The organism is Wenzhouxiangella sp. AB-CW3, from assembly GCF_014725735.1.
GTDB lineage: Bacteria > Pseudomonadota > Gammaproteobacteria > Xanthomonadales > Wenzhouxiangellaceae > Wenzhouxiangella.
Map to the genome: position 1 here is coordinate 716,914 of NZ_CP061368.1, position 21,241 is coordinate 738,154.

The window sequence follows — 21,241 nt, forward strand, 5'->3', positions numbered from 1 at the left end:
TCTTGCGTCTCGTTGTGCCCGTCGCCCGGGCACAAGCAAAGACGATCCGCGTAGATGTATGCGGGCAAGGATAACGCAAGCTACAGTTCCTGGTCACGAGCATCAGTTGCGTGTGCTGCCATAGATCCAAATGTTATTTGAAATCTTTTGTCCGTCAGGCTATAAGGTGCTCTGGGGAGCTTGCGGTGGATCATGGATGTGGGGGCGGTGCACGATGATCGTAGTCCTGTATAGCAAGCCGCAGACTTCCTTGATGATGGTTCGTTCTAGCCGCGCTGCTTGTGTGCGCGGAAGAGGGAAGGGGTTTGCCGCGGTGTCGGGGTTGATTGTTCATGGAGAACGCCCGCCTTATCCTGCCGCGGCCTGATTGGCTGGAGACAGGGACATGATTGGACTGAGGGAATGGTTTGGCTCGCGCGCAGTCTTGGCGTGGGCAGGGTTGTTGGCGGCGTTGGCATTGGTTCTTGCGCCGGCTTTCGGGCAGGAGCCGGTTGGTTCGCCACAGGGCGAAATGGACGGACTGGTCGCCTCAGGACAGTTACCGTTGATGCTGGACTTGGGTCCGGCGCGGCGCTACAACGGCTTTTTCCTGGAAGGCTTCTCGGCGCCGTCTTCAGACGTGGAAGGGCGCTTGGCGGCTGGTGGCAACGTGTCCATCAATCACTATTCCATCGCCGAGAAGCTGCAGTCGGTTGAGCCGGGGATTGCCTTGCTGGTTGGCGGAGATCTGCACTTTCCCAGTGGGCGGGTGTATCACGGTGATATCGTCGTTGGTGGCAGTGCCGCTGGTCTGGGGGCTTCGGTCCGACATGGGTTGGGGGCGGAGCAAGCTGTAACCGAGTTTTCCGAATTGCCGTTCGAATTCTCGGCCGAGTTTCAACGCCTGGAACAGACCAGCCAGGCGTTGGCCGGCTTGCCCGCCAACGGCACTGCGCAGTGGCAGTGGGGCGGGCTGTATCTGGAAGGCGACTGCGAAAGCCCAGCCCAGGTGTTCGCTCTGGACGGCCAGCAGGTGTTGTCGGCCCATACCTTCGAGGTCAGTTGCATTCCCGTTGGCGCGACCGTGATATTCAATATCGACGGCAACCATGCAGGCCTCACCAACATGAGCCTGGCCAGTCTGATTCCCCACCGCCAACAGGTGCTGTTCAACTTCCACCAGGCCGAGTTGCTGACTCTGTCGGGCATGGGTATAGAAGGCAGTGTTTTGGCACCGCTTGCGCATGTCGAGCAGCCGCAGGGCGTGATCGATGGCACCATGATCGCGCGCTCCTGGGACGGGCCCATGCAACTCAACCACCGACCGTTCAAGGGTGTGGGAGGTGGTGATGCCTGCTCACTCTACCCGATTGCCCTTCCGTTCGAAGACCTCGATGCCACCGGTTCTGGTACTGAATTCCAGCAACTGCCGCGCGGTACCGGGCCGGGAAATTACTCCTGGCTGACCTGGGCAGGCGGTTCCAGCGCGCCTACTCTGGCCAACAGTCTGTTGCCTCCTGGCGACAGTCATACGTACGTCAACCCGGACGACGATACCGACTGGCTATTGAAACCCGGTGACTGGGTGCAGGGCGCGCCCGGGGCCATGAACTCCCAAGCGGTGCGCGATAACCTGGATGCACTGCTGGACACTGAAATCGTGCTCCCGGCCTGGTCCGAAACCCGCGGTCAAGGAGGGAATCTCGATTACCGGGTTGCTGATTTTGTCAGGGTGCGCCTGCTGGACTACCGCCTGCCCGGAAACGGTTGGCTGAGTTTCGAGTTTCTCGGTTTCACGCATTGCTACAACCAGGCTCCGGAAGCCTTTGACCAGCAGCTTGAAACCGAAATGGAGGTGCCACTCGACATCGAACTAACCGGCGACGACCCGGAGGGTGACGAACTCACCTTCGAACTCGTCAGCGAGCCGGAGCATGGAACGCTGAGCGGCGAGCCACCCAACCTGGAGTACCAGCCGGATCCGGGTTTTGCCGGTAGCGACAGTTTCGACTTCATAGCCCGGGATGCCTACCTGGAGTCACCCCCGGCCACCATCACCATCGAAGTTATCCAGACCAATCAGCCCCCGGTCGCGCATCCGCAGTCTTTGGAAGTGGAGTCCGGCGAGGTGCTCCCGATCACCTTGACTGGCGAGGATCCGGACGGGGATGAACTCGCCTTCGAACTGGTCAGTTGGCCGGAACACGGAACACTGAGCGGTGATGCCCCCGACCTTGTCTACCAACCCGATCCTGGGTTTGTGGGCACCGACCAGTTCGACTTTTTTGTCGATGACGGACTGGATGTCTCCGACCCAGCCACGATCACCATTCAGGTGATCCAGCCCAATCGCCCCCCGGAGATCGTCTCCGAGCCGGTCACCGAAGCATTGCAAGGCCATCCCTATCAGTATGATGTCGAGGCGATCGATCCGGACCCCGGCGATGTGGTGACCTACAGCCTGAACAGATCTCCCGAGGCAATGACCGTAGGGCCCGATAGCGGGCTCATCGACTGGCTGCCGGACTCCTCCTATGCGGGCAATATTGGCGGTCACAACGACCATTGCTATGTATCCGGAGCTCAGGACGCCGAGACAGCCCTGGCGGCCGATGTGGTTTTTGTGATTGATGAATCCGGCTCCATGCGGGGTGAGCACGACTGGATTTCCGAGTTTGCGTTCGGTCTCGAAGCCTATCTCATGGCCCATGATGTTGGCGCGGGCGGCACCATTAATGAATACGGCCTCATCGGCTATGAGCGTGTTCCCAGGCCCCTGCCGGTCGGGGGCGACGAAATGGGGGATCTCTATGAACTCCTCGAAGCTGCGGATCTGTTAAGAACTTCTGGTGGTAGAGAGGATGGCTGGATGGCCATGCATCACGGGCTCGTCGAGTACCCGTTGCGATCGGATGTCTCAACCAACATCATCCTGATCACGGACGAAGGTCGTGATATCACCGATCCGGACATCACCTATGAGTCGATCCTGAATGATTTTCAGCAGGCCAACGCCATTCTCAACGCCGTCGTCAATGCCCGTTTCGAATGCACCGATGAGGAGGGTGAGCGGGTTGAAGCCATGGGTATGGATGCCAATGGCACCGGCTACCTGCCCGATGGTGAGGGCGGCTATCTGACCTGTTCCGGCCCGGAGGCTACCTGGGGGCATACCAATACCATCAATACGCTGGAAGCTTATGTGGATCTGGCGTTGGATACCGAAGGTGCCGCCTGGGATTTATTCTTCCTGCGTGGGGGAGGGCCGGATGCCCTTTCATTTGCGCGTGCCCTGAACGATATCAAGGTCCGGGAGATCGTCGAGCATTTTCCTCCGCGAGCCTTGCCCGATCTGTCCGTAGATCGGCTGGAATGGCGTGATGGAGAAGTCGAGACCGAGATCAGCAACCGCGGACAGGCTGATACCAGTGCAGCGCTGGAGGTTCAAATCCTGGCCAACGGGGTGCTGGTGGCCAATGAAATCGTCAGTCCACTGGCCATGGGTGAAACGGCGATCATTGCCGTACCATTCGTCCCTTCTGAGCCGGAAAGCCTGGAGCTCCGCGCGGTCGTGGTGAGCGACCCCGACGAGGAAGAATGTGTCACTTCCAATCACCAGCTTGCCGTGCCCCTGGTCACCGTTCAGGCGACCGATCAGAATGGATTGTACGATCGTCAGTCGTTCAGTATCTCGGTTCTTCCGCACAACTCGCCGCCGGAGTTTGTCTCGGAACCTGTTTTGGCGGCTTCGGTCGGGGCTCGCTATGTCTACCAGGCAGAAGCGGTTGATCCGGACGCCGGGGATGCCGTGAGGTATGAGTTGATCGAGGGTCCGCCGGGAATGTCCATTGACGCTTTTGGCGGTCTCCTGTCCTATCTGCCCAACGCAGCCCATGTCGGCACTCACGCCGTAGTGGTCCGGGCTACTGATCTGGCCGGGACCTACACCGAACAGGCCTTTGAGCTGGAAGTCGCCGAGGACTACCAGTTCCCGCGCTTCAATCTGATCGAGGACCAGCGTGTTGTCATCGAGACACCATTCGAGCTGCAAACCGAAGTCGTGGCCGACCCCATGGCGGATCTGACCTATGACGTTCTGATGGCACCGGCAGGGCTTGAGATCGATGCAGAGACGGGTCTGGCCCAGTGGCAGGTTGCAGCACATCTGGCCGGCCAGCGTGTGCCCGTTGCATTGCACGTGGTCGATCAGTTCGGAAACTTCGATCTGCTTATCTTCGATCTGTTGGTCGATATTCCCAACGAAGCGCCATACTTCACATCCAGTCCGCGCCTCGATGCCCGCGAGGGAAGCTCATACAGCTACAACAGCCGGACTGACGACCCGAACTACTTTGATGAACATCAATGGAATCTGGCGCACGGTCCCGCTGGGATGACCGTCGACCCCGATTCGGGGCGGGTGCGTTGGCCGGGAAGCGCGGTTTCCACAACCGCCCCGGCAGGACCCTCGGATATTAATCCGTTCTGCCTGACCCGCGAGTTTGAATCGGCAGTCGTGGAAATGCGCGAAGCTTGGAGCTGGACTTCCGATGTCAATCGGTTTACGCAGCCGCTCGTCGTGCCTCTCTTCTCGGATTCGTCACAATCCACTCCGGACCTGGAGGCCGTTCAACTTGTTGTTGGAATCACTTGGAGTGGTGGTGGCATCAGCGATCGCGCCATTCATGCCCTGGACCTGGATACCGGAGAACTTTACTGGAGCTATGCGGACAATGCACCCGACTGGGGAGTCTCGCCCGCCGCTGCCGAACTCGATGACAGCGGAACGCCGACTATCGTTTTTGTTGATAGCCAGCATCATCTGGTGGCCATCGACACTTTCGGTCAACTCAAATGGATCAGCGATCAACCCGTTGCAAATCCGGGCGCCAGCATGAACGAAGCGGCTATCGTTATCGCCGACCTTGACAATAGCGGTCGGCCGGAGATCCTGGTTGGACCCTCGGTGTTTCGTCACGATGGCAGTCTGCTATGGAGATTCCCCGACCATGGCGACTGGCACTCCACCGCACTTCGAGCCAGTCCCATGGCGGCCGATCTGTCCGGCGACGGTCGTATGGAAATGGTCATGCACAACGAGGTCCGCGACGCCGATGGCGGATTGTTGTGGAAACTTCCTTTCGATTCCGATCAGTCCTTGCGTCGGGCGCACTTCGGCATCGGCGATCTGACCGGTGATGGTGAGCCTGAACTGGTGGTTTCGGCCCGACTGTCGTTTGATCGTGTTCTTCTCGCTGTCTCAAATGAGGGCCAACTGCTTTGGCGCAACGATTCCAGTGCAGTGCGGGATATCAGTGTGCCGCTGGTGGCCGATTTTAGCCGGGATGGGAGTAAGGAGGTCTTTCTCGCTGGTGGTAGTATCCTGCTCGACGGTCATGGCGAAATGCTCTGGCAGCGGGAATCGGGTGTGTCACCTGGGGCGTACCGCAATGCCATCGCCACCGACCTGAATGGTGATGGCTGGCTCGAAATTCTCCTGCACGAGGCCAACAGCCTCAAGGTATTGTCCGGTCTGCATGGCTTTGCGCTCCATTCCATACACTCCTCGCAGCGCACCGACCGTCGGGGTCTGGTTCCAGCCCTGGTCTGGCCGGAACCGTTCGAGAGGCCGCGGCTCGTGGCTGGTGGAAGCCAGGGATTGCTTGTGCTTCAACCGGCTTGGGGCGAGTGGCCCACCCCGCTAAAGCAGTTCACTCAGATTGAGTTCGCAGCAGGCCAGAAGCGGCACGACAGCCTTCGCATCGTCCAGAAACCGGTTACCGACCAGCCCACGACCAACTACCTGCCTGACCTGCATGTTGAGTCGCCCAGTGCCCGGTTGAGCGATGATGGCAAGCGGCTGGATACGGTGGTCCGGAATCGCGGCACGGCACCTGCTTCCGGGCCGGTTCATGTCGAGTTCTATCGCGGGGCTCCTGATGCGGGAGGGGAATTGCTCGCGCACCGGCTTATCGAGGCTTCACTGCAACCCGGGGAATCGGTTTCTATTCAGGTGCCCGGCCTGTCAGCGGACGACCTGGACGATGAAGTTTTTGTCCTGGCTTATATGGACAATGATGACGCGGCGGAATGCGAGCTGGGGAACAATCTCGCATCCGGGGTTCGTGTTGATCTCCGGGTCGAGGATCTGGGCGGGCTTGCAGCGCTCCAGACATGGTTGATCGGCGTCAGTGAGGGTCGCATAAGGCCAAGTTTCGCGAGTACGCCGCCCACCAGCACGACCGAGAACGAACCACTGGTATATCAGGCCCATGCGGAAGACCCAAACACGGGCGATGTCGTGCGCTACCAACTGGAACAAGGCCCTCGGGATGCACAGCTTCACCCGGTGACGGGAGAACTGACGTGGACGCCTGCCTGGGGCCAGACCGGATCGTTCCGGTTCAGAATCCGGGCACGTGACCTGACCGGCCGGAGCAGGATCCAGACCTTCGATGTGGAGGTCTCCGAATCACCGCTTCCCAACGATCCACCGGTCTTTCTTTCCCAGCCGGTCACGGCGGCACAACTTGGATTCCCGTATGAGTATCAGGTTATCGCCGAGGATCCGAACGGACTGGAGTTGACCTATCGGGTTGTTGAAGGTCCCGAAGACATGACGATTCATCCCCGCACCGGGCTGGTCACCTGGATCCCGCAAACCGAGAAGCCCGAACCGGTTCCGGTCACTCTCCAGATTGAAGACGAACGCGGGGCAACCGCGGAGCAGGCGTTCACCATCACGGTTCATGCGGAGGCGAATCAGCCACCGGAAATCACCAGTCAGCCGCCGATTACAGTCGATCTGGGTGATACGTGGATTTACCAGGTAGAAGCCTTCGACCCCGACGGCGACCCTCTTGAGTTTCTACTGCTGCAGGCGCCGGATGGTGCCGTCATGGACGAAACTGGATTGGTTCAATGGACGCCGCATGCCGAACAACTCGGCGCCAGTGAGTTCACGATCGAGGTGCGTGATGATCGTGGCGGCTGGGTTCGTCAGAGTTTCGAGGTGCACGTCAACGACGCTGCGGCCAACAACCCACCGGAGATTCTCAGCACACCGCCTCTTGAAGCGGTCGAGGGCAGTTTGTACAGCTACCAGATCGAGGCAGTCGACCCCGATGGTGACACCCTGGAATACCAGCTGATCGAGGCGCCATCCGGGGCTTCGCTTGATCCTGCCGATAGCTTGCTGACCTGGATTCCGGGTGCATCCCAGGTCGGCGAGGCCGAGTTCGAGATTCATGTTGTCGATGGCAACGGCGGAGTCGCCTGGCAACAGTTCGTGGTCGTGGTTGAACCGGCCCCGGTCGCCAACCGTCCCCCGATTATCCACTCGACCCCGCCACTGACCGCCAAGACCGGTCACCTCTACCGCTACGCCATTGACGCCAGCGATCCGGACGGCGATGAGCTGACCTTCAACCTGGCCGAAGGGCCGGCGGGAATGGTGCTCGATCCCGCCAACGGAGAGCTCGAGTGGCAGCCGGACGAGACCGGTGAGCAATTCGTTCGCATCGAGGTCAGCGACGAGGAGTTCACGGTAGCCCAGGAATGGCATGTCGAAGTCCTGGACGGCTCGGTGCCGCTCGACCTGAGCCTGGAAATCACCCCCTCGGTGGCCGACATCGGACAGACCGTTGAAATCCGACTGGTCCCCGAAGCGGCCGCAGGCGAAGTGATCGCCGAGGTCATGGTCGATGAGGAGTCGGTCACGGTCGATTCCGACCTGGTCGCTCGCTTTGTACCATCGGAGCCCGGCGAGCACATGGTGGTCGCCGCCATCGACGATGGCTTCGAACAGGCCGATGCGTCCGGCAGCTTCTTCGTGCGCGATCCCGATGCGGAAGGGGGTCCGGTCGTCAGCCTGGCGACTCCGGACCAGGGGGCGGAAGTCACAGCGCCCACCCAGATTATCGGTACCGTCCAGGACGACGACCTGGCCGGCTGGACCCTGGCCTGGGCCGAAGCGGGCACGCAGAACTGGACCGTATTGGCTGAAGGTACCGACCCCCTCAGCGAGGCGGAGATCGCCAAGTTCGACCCAACCCTGCTGATGAACGGCCAGTATCGTATCGCGTTGCAGGCCTGGGACAACCAGGGCCAGAGCAGTTCCGATTCGCGCGAGATCCAGGTCGCCGGCGCGATGAAGCTGGGGCATTTCGCCATCACCTTCGAGGACGCCACGGTACCGCTGTCGGGTATCCCGATCACCCTCACCCGCACCTACGACAGCCGCCAGCGTCACATGGATCTGGACTTCGGCTTCGGCTGGTCGGTGGGTTATCAGGATGTGCGCCTGCACGAGTCGCGCCGCGTGGGTCTGGGCTGGTCGCAGAACGAGTACTCCTCCGGCATGTTCAGCACATTCTGCGTGGAGCCCAATGGCGATCCCATTGTCACCGTGCGCCTGCCCGACGACGAGGTCCACCGCTTCAAGGCCAAAGCCGATCCCGAGTGCCAGCAACTGGTGCCGTTTGTCGACGTGCAGATCGTTTTCGAGCCGCTGCCGGGCACACACTCCGAGCTTGAACAGCTCGACCACGGCTGGGTGCGGCTGATCAACGGCAACATCGCCGAGCTCGACAGTCCCGACAGCCCCATCGATCCGGAGAATTACCGCCTGACCCTGGAGGATGGCACGCAACTGACCATCGATCAGAATTTTGGTCTGAGCGAACTTCGCGATGGCGATGACAACACGCTCAGCTTCACTGACGATGGCATCACCCACTCCAGTGGTGTCGGCATCGAGTTCATTCGCGACAGCTTTGATCGCATCACCCAGGTACTGCTTCCCGATGGCGAGGTGCTCGACTATATCTACGATGCCCAGGGCAACCTGAGCGCCTTCGCCGACCCGCTCGAGAACGTTACCGAGTTCACTTATCTGGAAGGCGCCGAGCACTACCTGGAGGACATCATCGACCCGCGGGGCGTGCGCGCCATTCGCAACGAGTACGATGAAGACGGCCGTCTGGTGGCCCAGATCGATGCCGATGGCAACCGCCTGGAGTTCGATCGCGACATCGAAGGCCGGGTCGAGACCATTACCGACCGCAACGGCAACGCCACCGTCTACATATACGACGAGCGCGGCAATGTCTTAAGCGAGACCAACGCCCTGGGTGAGACCACCACGCGGACCTACGACGAGTTCGGCAATGAACTGACCCGCACCGACCCGCTGGGCCACACCTGGGAAATGGCCTACGACAATCGCGGCAACCAGACCGAAGACACCAACCCGCTGGGCGAGACCACCGAGTCGGCCTACAACGACCGTGGCCTGCTCACCAGCCAGACCGCGCCCGACGGCACGGTGGTGATGAGCAACCAGTACGACCCCAACACCGGCAACCTGACGGTCACCGCCGATGGTCTGGGCCACGAGACCGAGTTTATCTATGACGCCAGCGGCAACCTCACCCACACCATCGACGCCGCCGGCCACGAGACCCGCAACTTCTACGACGGGCAGGGCAACCTCATTGGCGAGATCGACCCGGCCGGCACCGAGACAAGCTACACCCACGATGCTATGGGCCGGGTCCTGACCGAGACCGTGAGCTGGACCGATGACGACGGCATCGAGCACAGCCATACCACCAGCCATGTGTATGATGCCGCCGGCAACCGGATTGAGACCATCGACCCGCACGGCGCGGTCACTGCATTCGAGTACGACGAAGCCGGCCAGAAGACCGCCGAGATCGACCCACTGGGCCGACGCACCGAGTACGAGTACGACAGCCGCGGCAACCAGGTACTGATCCGCCATCCCGATGGCAGCACCGAGACCAGCGAGTACGACCCCGAAGGCAATTTGATCGCCGAGACCGACCGGGCCGGTCGCACCACGAAGATGGTCTATGACGCCGCCGGGCGCCTGATCGAGACCATCCTGCCGGATAACACCCCGGACGATGACAGCGACAACCCGCGCAGGTATTCCATCTACGATGCCGCCGGAAGACTGGTCGAGGAAGTCGACGAGCGCGGCAACAGCACCTTCTACGAGCACGACGCGGCCGGGCGCAACACCCGGGTCATCGATGCGCTGGGCAACGAGACGACTTACGAGTACGACACCCGAGGCCAGCGCACGGCCATGATCGACGCCCGCGGCCACCGCACTGAGTACCAGTACGATGCCGCCGGCAGGCTGGTCAGAACGATTTTCCCCAACGACACTGAGAGCACGGTGGCCTACGACGCCCTGGGCCAGAAGATTGCCGAGACCGACCCAGCCGGCCGAACCACGCAGTTCGAGTACGACGAGCGCGGCAACCTGACCGCAGTCATCGATGCCCTGGATCAGCGCACCGAGTACAGCTACGACGGCCAGGGCAACCGCATCGCCCAGACCGATGCCAACGACCACACCACGATGTGGACATTTGATGTGCTCGGTCGAACCCTGTCGCGCACCTTGCCTCTGGGTCAGACCGAGACGTTTGGGTATGATGTGGCTGGGCAGCGCATTATGAAGACCGACTTTAATGGCGAAACCACCCAATGGGACTATGATGCTGCGGGCAGAGTGGTTGCGATGACCCGTCCCGATGGCACCGCGCTGACCCGAACCTACACGGACGATGGTCAACTGGCGACAGTCATGGACGGTGACGAAATGACATCCTACACTTACGATGCGAGGGGGCGGCTGACCCAGGTAACGTACCCGGATGGCCAGAATATTGGCTACGAGTATGACCATGCTGGAAACCGTACTGCCATCATCACGGAAGGGGGAAGCGTGGCCTATGGGTTCGACGAGCTAAATCGCCTTAGTACGGTCACCAGGGATGGCAATACCGTCACTCATTTCTACGACGAAGTAGGTAACCGAAGCCGCCTGGAGCATGCCAACGGCCTGAGCAGCTTTTATGCCTATGATGATCTTAATCGCTTGACGGAAATAAGCCACCGAGATGTGGAAGACCAACTCATCCAGCGTCTTCAGTACACGCTTGGGCCGGCTGGTCACCGTAATGAATTGATCGAGTCCAGTGGTCGCCGGGTCGACTACACCTATGATGGACTGTATCGTCTGGTTACAGAAACCGTGACCGACCCGTTGTTGGGCGACCGTACCACCACCTACACTTACGATGCTGTCGGAAACCGGCAAAGCCGCCTGGTGGAGTGCGATCCGTCCCCGTGCACCGGCGAGGATCTCGGAGAGGGGCTCACTACCTACACTTACGATGCCAACGACCGTCTCCTGGAGGAGTCTGGCCCGGCTGGCATGACGCAATACAGCTACGACGCCAACGGGAACCAGGTCGAGAAAATCGGTCCAGACGGCACCACCGTCCTTACCTACGATGCCGAGAATCGTCTCACGTCTGCCACGACTCCTGAGAGCACTTTGGCCTACACCTACGACCACAACGGCATTCGCCAAAGCCAGACGGTTGACGGGGAGACCACGAGGTTCCTGGTCGATCCGAATCGCAATTACGCCCAGCTCATCGCCGAACTGGACGGCACAGGGCAAATCCAGTCCCACTACCTCCACGGTGACGACCTGTTAGCTCAGGCCAACGCCCAAGGCACCTACACCTACCTGGCCGACGGACTGGGCAGCGTCAGAATGTTGGCCGACGAGTCTGGTCAGATAACGGACCAATATGTTTACGAGGCCTTCGGTAATCTAGAATGGTCGCTTGGGGATACAGCGAATATATTCCAGTTCGCCGGTGAGCAATACGACAATAACTTGCATCTGTATTATCTTAGGGCGAGATTCTATGATCAAAACGCGGGGCGATTCTTTGCACAAGATCCTTATCTAGGTAATATTCAAAGTCCCTTTAGTTTGCATCGTTACATATACGGTAATGCAGATCCAGTTAACAACACTGATCCTAGTGGCGAGGTTACCCTGATTGGGGTTATGAGAACAGTGACGCTCCTAGGTGCTTTCCCAGTTTCTTTTGGTAGTGTCGACTATGCACTAAGAAGGCCGCATTACTATGACTTTACAGATGCTGTTTGTAGAACAGATCAGTTTACGGGGTGCACAAAGGAACAGGTATGGGTTGGGTTGACATATTACCCAGCGCCAGGTCGGTCCAGTAATGGTATTGAACCAATTGAGAGGGGACGAGATCGAAGCGTTCTTTTTGGAAGGTGGCCTGTTAGACATCGACGTATTGACCGTGGACTCACTGTTTGGAATATAACTGAGGAAGGTCATATATTGCATCGGGGTTCTGTGAAGAGAAAAGTGATATCGACTGAATCAGGGGTTTCAATAAGAACTATAGGCGAGGGAGAGGGTCGATTTGCGGTAACCAATATTATTTCCGGCAGGCAAATATGGAGACACTCCGCCCACCAGATATCAGCTTGGGTTGGACAATGAAGTTGAAGCTATATTCTTGTAAGAAAGTTCATGAGCGGAACCTTTCGGCATTTTTTTTTGTGGCGATCCTTGCTTCGGTTCTTTATGCGTTGATATTTGCAATTGCTTCTGATTACTTCTTGGTTGTTCTTTATGTGTTTCCAGTTTCTGTATCAGTGATAACGATACTTATTTGGTTTCAATATCCTGGTATGCTTCTTGTGCTTAGGTATCTTAGGATAACGTCGGGCTTTACATTTTTTGTGTTTGGAGTCGTAGGGGCTATTTGGGGAATAGTGCTGTACATGACTATTGCTCATTTTCGGTTATCGGATTGGTTGTTGTATGTTCACTGTGGTATTGGAGTAGTCATTGGTGTAGCGTGCCTTGCTGTTCTGAAACGATCGAATGATGACGCTTGATCCAACTGGAGCCAGCTCTTTCGGCAGATTAGTTTCGATGCAGGGTCAGGAGCCACGATGGTCGTGATGGATTTGCCCGTGCCGACTATCCTGATCAAGGAAGGAGCGACCGCTGGATCGAGTACACCTGGGACGAGGCCGGCAACCGTACTGAGGTGCGCACCGACAACCAGCGCACCCGCTACAGCTTCGATGCGCTCAACCGGATGAGCACGGTGATCGCCTGCGCCAACGAGTCCTGCAGCGAGGGCGCGGAGACCGTCTACAACTACAACCCGGTCGGCAGCCTGCAATCGGTCGAACACGCCAACGCCACGGCCACCGAGTACCAGTACGACGAACTCAACCGCCTGACCCTGCTCAGAACCTGGGATGCCCAGGGCACCCTGATCCAGCGCCAGCAGTTTCATCTGGGCGCTGCCGGGCACCGGGAAATGGTGGTCGAGGTCCCCGAACGGGTCGTCGAGTACACCTACGATGCCCTCTACCGCCTGACCGAAGAAAAAGTCACCGACCCCAATGGCGACCGCACCACCACCTATACCTTCGATGCCACCGGCAATCGTCTGAGCCGTGCGGTTTCTTGCGATCCGGCCTGCACGGGTGAAGTCGAAGCCGGCACCACCACGTACGTCTATGACGCCAATGATCGGCTGCTGGAAGAGTCTGGCCCGGACGGCACCACCATCTACACTTACGACGAAAATGGCAACACGACCAGAAAAACCGCCCCTGACGGCATCGTCGACTACCACTACAACACCGACGACCGCCTGACCCGGGCGACGGGTGACCTGGAGTCAGCCGCCACTGAGGCGAGCTATACCTACGATGCGCATGGGATCCGACAGGGTCAGGTGGTTGATGGCGTTGAGGGGAGATTCCTGGTGGATCCGACCCACCAGTATGCCCAGGTGCTGGAGGAACTGGATGGGGCCGGGAACCCGGTGGCCCTGTATGTCGTTGGTCACGAGCGCATCAGTCAGACCCGCGCCGAAGGCCAGTTCACCTACCACGGCGATGGCCTCGGCAGCATCCGCCATCTGACCAATGAAGATGGTCTGGCAACCGACCGCTTCGTCTACGAAGCCTACGGCCTGCTCGAGCACCGAGAAGGCACCAGCCCCAACAACTTCCGCTACACCGGCGAACAGTACGACCCGAATTTGGGTTTCTACTACCTGCGTGCCCGCTACTACAACCCGGCCACCGGCCGGTTCCCCACCATGGACACCTACCAGGGCCGTATCCACGAGCCCCAGACCCTGCACAAGTACCTGTATGTGCATGCGGATCCGGTGAATGGCACTGACCCCACCGGCCTCTTTATGAATACAACAGGATTGATGGTAGCGCAACAGGGTAGAACTACATTGGCGCTGCAGAGATTGTTCTCGTTGGCTGCTCGACCCCTGATAAGGCGAGCTGCAGTGGCGTCAGCCTTTGCTATGGTAGGAACTGCCGCCTTTATAAGCTCCCGACGATTGGAAGATGATCCAAAGTACCCACCTATGTTCCTTGTTGGAAACAATCATCCTGAAGTTAGGGCGCATATCAAAGATGCGCTACTAAAGAAAGGAATTTCTTCAGTAGTACATAGAAAAGGGGACGAGCACGATCGTGGTTGGCTTCGCACATCTCTCGTGGCGGGTACATGCGGTAAAGGTTTAACTGGCGTGGGGACAGGTAAGGATTGTGATGAGTTTCCGATGGCAACACACATAGAAGGAGGTAAGAAAAATTTCTTGAGAGGGGCGGTATCGGTGCGGGCTGTATCAGCTTCTCAGAACAGATCAGTTGGAGGTATGATTCCAGCGTTTCATGATACGTGTGGAATTGTTCCAGATGATCCTGGGCTTGATGGCGCATATGTTATGGGGATAACTGACGCGGCAACGCATTGGATCTGTGGGGCTGCAGGACGGTGAGTGACTAAAGTATGAAATTGGATGATTGGAAGGAATTTCTCGCGAAGTGGCAGAGCTCCCTGTATGCGCAGTATAAGAGTAAACAGAAGGCATGGGAGTATATGGGGCTACCAGATATTTCGACCTTGGAGGTCCAGGAACCAGATTTGGGCGGTGTTGATCAGATTATTGGTTCAGGAAGCATGACAAGCAAAAATGAGATTGTGCGTTTCTATAGAGTGACGAATGGCTGGCCGCTATGGCTCGGTGAGTACTGTGTTTCCATATGTCAGGTTGCAAAGCTGGACCTTTTCCAGCATAGATCGCCAGGCTCGTTTGAAATTGCCGTTGAGAATGCAGCTGAACAGCGGATAGTTTCCTCAAATGATACGTTGTTGTCCGTGAGTGATTTCAGAGGTGCTCTTATGTTTAGCGAGCCGGTAGATGCAAGGGAAATTTTGCTTCTATTGCCTGATGGGGCCATTTGTTTCTATCAGTTCTCAAGCATGAATCTGTTCTCTGGTTTTGATGAGTTTATGCGAGAGATGTATGGTCGTGTTATCAGAGAAGTGGAAGAACTCATCCAAATTTACGAATCTGGATGGCGAAAGGAATAGCTATTCCTGAAGCCTCTACGACGCTCCGCCTCACCTTGATGGGCTTCAAGGGTCAGACGGTCGAGTTTTTCTACGACCAACTCAGCCGCCCGATCCGCAGCGAGTATCCCGGTGAGGTGGTGGTCGAGACCCGCTACACCCCCAGCGGCCAGGTCTGGGAGATCGAAGTGACCTGCACCCCGGCGGCTTGCGCCGAGGCCGGCAAGGATCCGGGCATCACCCGCCACCACTACGATGTCCGCGACCGCCTGACCCACATCGATTACCCCGACGGGCGCTGGATCGAGTATGCCTGGGACGAGGCCGGCAACCGCACCGAAGTGCGCACCCAGAATCAGCGCACGCGCTACACCTACGATGCCTTGAACCGCATGCACACCGTCACGGCCTGCGGCAACGAAGATTGCAGTGTGGGTGAGACCACCACCTACCACTACAACGCCGTCGGCAGCCGTAGCGGAGTCGAGCATGCCAACGGCACGGCCACCGAGTATCAGTACGACGAACTCAACCGCCTGACCCTGCTCAGAACATGGAATGCCCAGGGCAGCCTGATCCAGCGCCAGCAGTTTCATCTGGGTGCGGCCGGGCATCGCGAGATGGTGGTCGAAGTCCCCGAACGGGTCGTCGAGTACACCTACGATGCCCTCTACAGGCTTACGGAAGAAAAGGTTACCGATCCCAACGGCGACCGCACCACCACCTATACCTTCGATGCCACCGGCAATCGTCTGAGCCGTGCGGTTTCTTGCGATCCGGCCTGCACGGGCGAAGTCGAAGCCGGCACCACCACGTACGTCTATGACGCCAATGATCGGCTGTTGGAAGAGTCTGGCCCGGAAGGCACTACCGACTACAGCTACGACGAAAACGGCAACACGACCAGAAAAACCGCCCCTGACGGCATCGTCGACTACCACTACAACACCGACGACCGCCTGACCCGGGCGACGGGTCATCTGGAGTCAGCCGCCACCGAGGCGAGCTATACCTACGATGCGCATGGGATCCGACAGAGTCAGGTAGCCGACGGCGTCGTGAGCCGGTTCCTGGTCGATCCCACCCATGAGCACGCCCAGGTGCTGGAAGAGCTGGACGGAGCGGGCAATCCAACCGCCCTGTACGTGATCGGGCACGAGCGCATCAGCCAGGAGCGGGCAGAGGGGTATTTCACGTACCACGGCGACGGCCTCGGCAGCATCCGGCAATTGACCGACGAGAACGGGCTGGAAACCGACCGGTTCGTTTACGAGGCCTACGGCCTGCTCGAACATCGCGAAGGCACCATTCCGAACTCCTTCCGCTACACCGGCGAACAATACGACCCCAACCTGGGCTTCTACTACCTGCGTGCCCGCTACTACAATCCGGCGACGGGAAGGTTCCCGACCATGGACACCTACCAGGGCCGAATTCACGAGCCCCAGACCCTGCACAAATACCTGTATGTACATGCGGATCCGGTGAACAATATCGATCCGAGTGGGGAGGTTGCATCAAATGCGGTAATTGGCCATATAACAGTGCTCGCAACCATTTCGGGCGTTGCGCATGGCGGTTATCAAATCTACCAAGGAAACTATGCCCGAGGTGCTGCAGAGGTTACCGTTTCACTTTTAGGCGGAGGAGTAGTCAAGCTCGTTTGGGTCCCAGCGAGAGCTATTCGTATGAATTATGTTCGCTTGGTAGGGGAAATGCGAGCTAGGCAGAACGCAATGTCAATCGCTGGAAAGTCTTCGGAGGAAATTGCAAGGACATTGGTGATTATGCGAAACTCGGTAAAGCTAGAAGCCCGTTCAGACACTGTTCGTGAGCTAGGATGGACTGGAAGGAGGTTGGTCGAGTGGGCAGAAAGGAGGAATGTGAGGAAGTATGGAAACTCACTAGGACCTACGGCTGAGGAACTGGTTACCAGTGGTAAATCTATGAGCCAGATCGTTGAGGAAAGCGCGCTTAGAACAAATCAGATCGTGAATTACTTGTTCGCGGTCTTCTGATGTCTAAAGAACTGACACTTCTTTGTGCTGATGATCGAACTTATGGTGCAATGATGAATCTACGCACTGGGCAATTTGATGATCCAAAACCCATGGATTTAGCGTTGGATGAATGTGATGGTGAGTATAAGAAGTGTCTGATTGGTGGGTTGATTGCTCTTTTCAGGCTAGATGGTGAATGGTTTATTCAGGTTGGCAAGTTTCGTTGGCCTCTTGGGTTGCATGAGTTACATATATCGCAATCCCGGTTTGGAGTTTTGCAGTTTGTTAACATAAGTTGCGGTTCGTTCAGTAAGACCTTCGTGGACACAAGATTTCAGGAATTCGCATTCAGCAAAATGGATCCAACTTATGACCAAATTGATGACTGGATGAGTGATTTCTTTGGGCGAATGGTTTTCCTGCACGAAAGAGCTCTCGGGGCACGGTAATCCTGATTATTGATTGGCTCCGACGAGACCCTTACCGACCGCAACGGCAACGCCACCGTCTACATCTATGACGAGCGCGGCAACGTCTTGAGCGAGACCAATGCCCTGGGCGAGACTACCACCCGGACCTATGATGAGTTCGGCAACGAGCTGACCCGCACCGACCCGCTGGGGCACACCTGGGAAATGGCCTACGACGAGCGCGGCAACCAGACCGAAGAGACCAACCCGCTGGGCGAGACCACCGAGTCGGCCTACAACGATCGTGGCCTGCTCACCAGCCAGACCGCGCCCGACGGCACGGTGGTGATGAGCAACCAGTACGACCCCAATACCGGCAACCTGACGGTCACCGCTGATGGTCTGGGTCACCAGACCGAGTTTATCTATGACGCCAGCGGCAACCTCACCCGCACCATCGATGCCGCCGGCCACGAGACCCGCAACTTCTACGACGGGCAGGGCAACCTCGTTGGCGAGATCGACCCGGCCGGCACCGAGACCACCTACACCCACGACACCATGGGCCGGGTCCTGACCGAGACGGTGAGCTGGACCGATGCCGACGGCATCGAACACAGCGCGACCACCAGCCATGTCTACGACGCCGCCGGCAACCGCATCCAGACCACCGATGCACTGGGCGCGGTCAGCCAGTTCGAGTACGACGAGGCCGGCCAGAGGACCGCCGAGATCGACCCGCTGGGCCGACGCACCGAGTACGAGTATGACAGCCGCGGCAACCAGGTACTGATCCGCCATCCCGACGGCAGCACCGAGACCAGCGAGTACGACCCCGAAGGCAATTTGATCGCCGAGACCGACCGCGCCGGTCGCACCACGAAGATGGTCTATGACGCCGCCGGCCGCCTGATCGAGACCATCCTGCCCGATGACACCCCGGACGATGACAGCGACAACCCGCGCCGCTACTCCATCCATGACGCGGCCGGAAGACGGGTCGAGGAAGTCGACGAGCGCGGCAACAGCACCTTCTACGAGCACGACGCGGCTGGCCGCAACACCAAGGTCATTGATGCGCTCGGCAACGAGACCACCTACGAGTACGACAGCCGTGGCCAGCGCACAGCCATGACCGATGCAAGAGGTCATCGAACCGAGTACGTCTACGACCAGGCCGGTCGCCTGATCAGGACCCTTCTGCCCAACGGCACCGAGACCACGGTGACCTACGACGCCCTGGGCCAGAAGATCGCCGAGATCGACCCGGCCGGCCGCACCACGCAGTTCGAGTACGACGAGCGCGGCCATCTCGTGGCAGTCATCGACGCCCTGGGCCAGCGCACCGAGTATGCCTACGACGGCCAGGGCAACCGGATTGCCCAGACCGATGCCAACGGCCACACCACGATGTGGACATTCGACGTGCTCGGTCGAACCCTGTCGCGTACCCTGCCCGAGGGCCAGACCGAGACTTTCCAGTATGACCTGGCCGGTCAGCGCACCGCTCATACCGACTTCAAGGGCCAGACGGTCGAGTTTTTCTACGACGAACTCAGCCGCCCGATCCCCACCGAGTATCCCGCTGACGTGGTCGTCGAGACCCGCTACACCGCCAGCGGCCAGGTCTGGGAGATCGAAGTGACCTGCACCCCGGCGGCTTGCGCCGAGGCCGGCAAGGACCCGGGCATCACCAGCCACCACTTCGACGAGAGAGATCGGCTGACCCGTATCGACTATCCAGACAGCCGCTGGATCGAGTACGCCTGGGACGAGGCCGGCAATCGCACCGAAGTACGCACCCAGAACGAGCGCACCCGCTATACTTTCGATGCGCTCAACCGCATGAGTACGGTCATGGCCTGCGCCAACGAGTCCTGCAGCGAGGGCGCGGAGACCGTCTACAACTACAACCCGGTCGGCAGCCTGCAATCGGTCGAACACGCCAACGCCACGGCCACCGACTACCAGTACGACGAACTCAACCGCCTGACCCTGCTGAGAACCTGGGATGCCACCGGCCAACTCATCCAGCGCCAGCAGTTTCACCTGGGTGCGGCCGGACATAGAGAGATGGTGGTCGAGATCCCCCAGCGGGTGGTGGAGTACAGCTACGACGCCCTCTACAGGCTGACAGAGGAGAAGGTCACCGACCCCAACGGCGACCGCACCACCAGCTACAGCTTCGATGCCACCGGCAATCGTTTGAGTCGGGTGGTTTCATGCGATCCGGCCTGCACCGGCGAAGTCGAGGCGGGCACGACCACCTACGTCTACGACGCCAACGACCGTCTGCTGGAAGAAACTGGCCCGACCGGTAACACCGTCTACACCTACGACGCCAACGGCAACACCACCCGGAAAACCTCACCGGACGGCATTGTCGATTACGACTACAACGCCGATGATCGCCTGACCCGGGCCACCGGCGCTATGGAATCGACCGCGACCGAGACTGCCTACACCTACGACGCCCACGGCAGCCGCCAGCGTCAGACGGCAGATGGCATCACCAGCCGTTTCCTGGTCGATCCGACCCACGAGCATGCCCAGGTGCTGGAAGAGCTGGACGGAGCGGGTAACCCAATCGCCCTGTACGTGATCGGGCACGAACGCATCAGCCAGGAGCGTGCAGAAGGAGTATTCAACTACCACGGCGACGGATTGGGCAGCATCCGGCATCTGACCGACGAGACCGGGCTGGAAACCGACCGGTTCGTTTACGAGGCCTACGGCCTGCTGGAGCACCGTGAAGGTGCCACCCCCAACACCTTCCGCTACACCGGCGAACAATACGACCCCAACCTGGGCTTCTACTACCTGCGTGCCCGCTACTACAACCCTGAAACGGGGCGGTTCCCCACCATGGACACCTACCAGGGCCGCATCCACGAGCCCCAGACCCTGCACAAGTACCTGTATGTGCATGCGGATCCGGTGAACAACACTGATCCGAGTGGTTTGATGGCGTTGGCAGAAGCAAGTGCAGGATTTGCCGTAAGGACTAACTTGCGTACTATGGCATTGCCTTCGTTTGCCTTGACAAGGCGAGCTGCGCTGGCATCAGCTTTTGCTGCAGTGGGGACTGCCACCTTCATGACATCAAGAAGACTCGAAGAGGACACGAAATTTCCTCCTATCTTCCTGGTTGGTAGTAATCATCCAGATGTCAGAAATCACATTCAAAGCGCCCATCTGGAAAGGGGGATCAAGCCGGTCGTCAATCTGATCAGGCCGCCGCACAGTCGGAGATGGCTAAGAGGCGGATTGGCGCGTGGAGTTTGTGGTCCTGGCCTTACTGGTGCAGGAACGGGTATGGATTGTGATGAGTTTCCGATGGCAACACATCTTCAAGGAGGTCGTGAAAACTTCTTGGCTGGAAGGGTTTCACTCAAGGCAGTGCCGCTCTCTCAAAATCGTTCTGTCGGCCAAATGGTGGGACAATTTCATTCAGTCTGCAATATTGAGGCCAATACACCTGGCCTCAGAAGTGCATACGTAATGGGGACTACCGAGTCGACTACTCATTTCATTTGCGGTGTTAATCGCCGGTAGATCTCATTGCGGAGTGC

The 21,241-nt window shown here is 58.6% G+C and carries 6 protein-coding genes; all 6 read left to right on the top strand.

Annotated features, from left to right (window positions below):
- The first annotated feature begins 385 nt into the window (after positions 1-385).
- Positions 386-12,355: a choice-of-anchor A family protein gene (locus tag IC757_RS03095; RefSeq protein ID WP_190975939.1), complete on the top strand. Its 11,970-nt coding sequence runs from the start codon at positions 386-388 to the stop codon at positions 12,353-12,355.
- A gap of 556 nt (positions 12,356-12,911) precedes the next feature.
- Positions 12,912-14,684 carry an RHS repeat-associated core domain-containing protein gene (locus tag IC757_RS03100; protein WP_190975940.1) on the top strand — a complete coding sequence of 591 codons (1,773 nt, stop codon included), beginning with the start codon at positions 12,912-12,914 and terminating at the stop codon, positions 14,682-14,684.
- Positions 14,685-14,695: 11 nt separating this feature from the next.
- Positions 14,696-15,280, top strand: a complete 585-nt coding sequence (locus tag IC757_RS03105; protein ID WP_190975941.1) for a hypothetical protein — start codon at positions 14,696-14,698, stop codon at positions 15,278-15,280.
- Positions 15,265-17,277 (top strand): RHS repeat domain-containing protein, encoded by a 2,013-nt coding sequence (locus IC757_RS03110; protein ID WP_190975942.1) that lies wholly within the window; start codon positions 15,265-15,267, stop codon positions 17,275-17,277. Before IC757_RS03105 ends, IC757_RS03110 begins: the two co-directional genes overlap by 16 nt.
- Complete coding sequence (locus IC757_RS03115) at positions 17,277-17,708, top strand: hypothetical protein (RefSeq protein WP_190975943.1); 432 nt, start codon at positions 17,277-17,279, stop codon at positions 17,706-17,708. Before IC757_RS03110 ends, IC757_RS03115 begins: the two co-directional genes overlap by 1 nt.
- 9 nt (positions 17,709-17,717) lie before the next feature.
- Positions 17,718-21,224 carry an RHS repeat-associated core domain-containing protein gene (locus tag IC757_RS03120; RefSeq protein ID WP_190975944.1) on the top strand — a complete coding sequence of 1,169 codons (3,507 nt, stop codon included), beginning with the start codon at positions 17,718-17,720 and terminating at the stop codon, positions 21,222-21,224.
- Positions 21,225-21,241: the final 17 nt, after the last annotated feature.

Coding starts and splice junctions, on each gene's coding strand:
- IC757_RS03095 (WP_190975939.1), top strand. CDS start 386: ATGATTGGACTGAGGGAATGGTTTGGCTCGCGCGCAGTCTTGGCGTGG.
- IC757_RS03105 (WP_190975941.1), top strand. CDS start 14,696: ATGAAATTGGATGATTGGAAGGAATTTCTCGCGAAGTGGCAGAGCTCC.
- IC757_RS03110 (WP_190975942.1), top strand. CDS start 15,265: ATGGCGAAAGGAATAGCTATTCCTGAAGCCTCTACGACGCTCCGCCTC.
- IC757_RS03115 (WP_190975943.1), top strand. CDS start 17,277: ATGTCTAAAGAACTGACACTTCTTTGTGCTGATGATCGAACTTATGGT.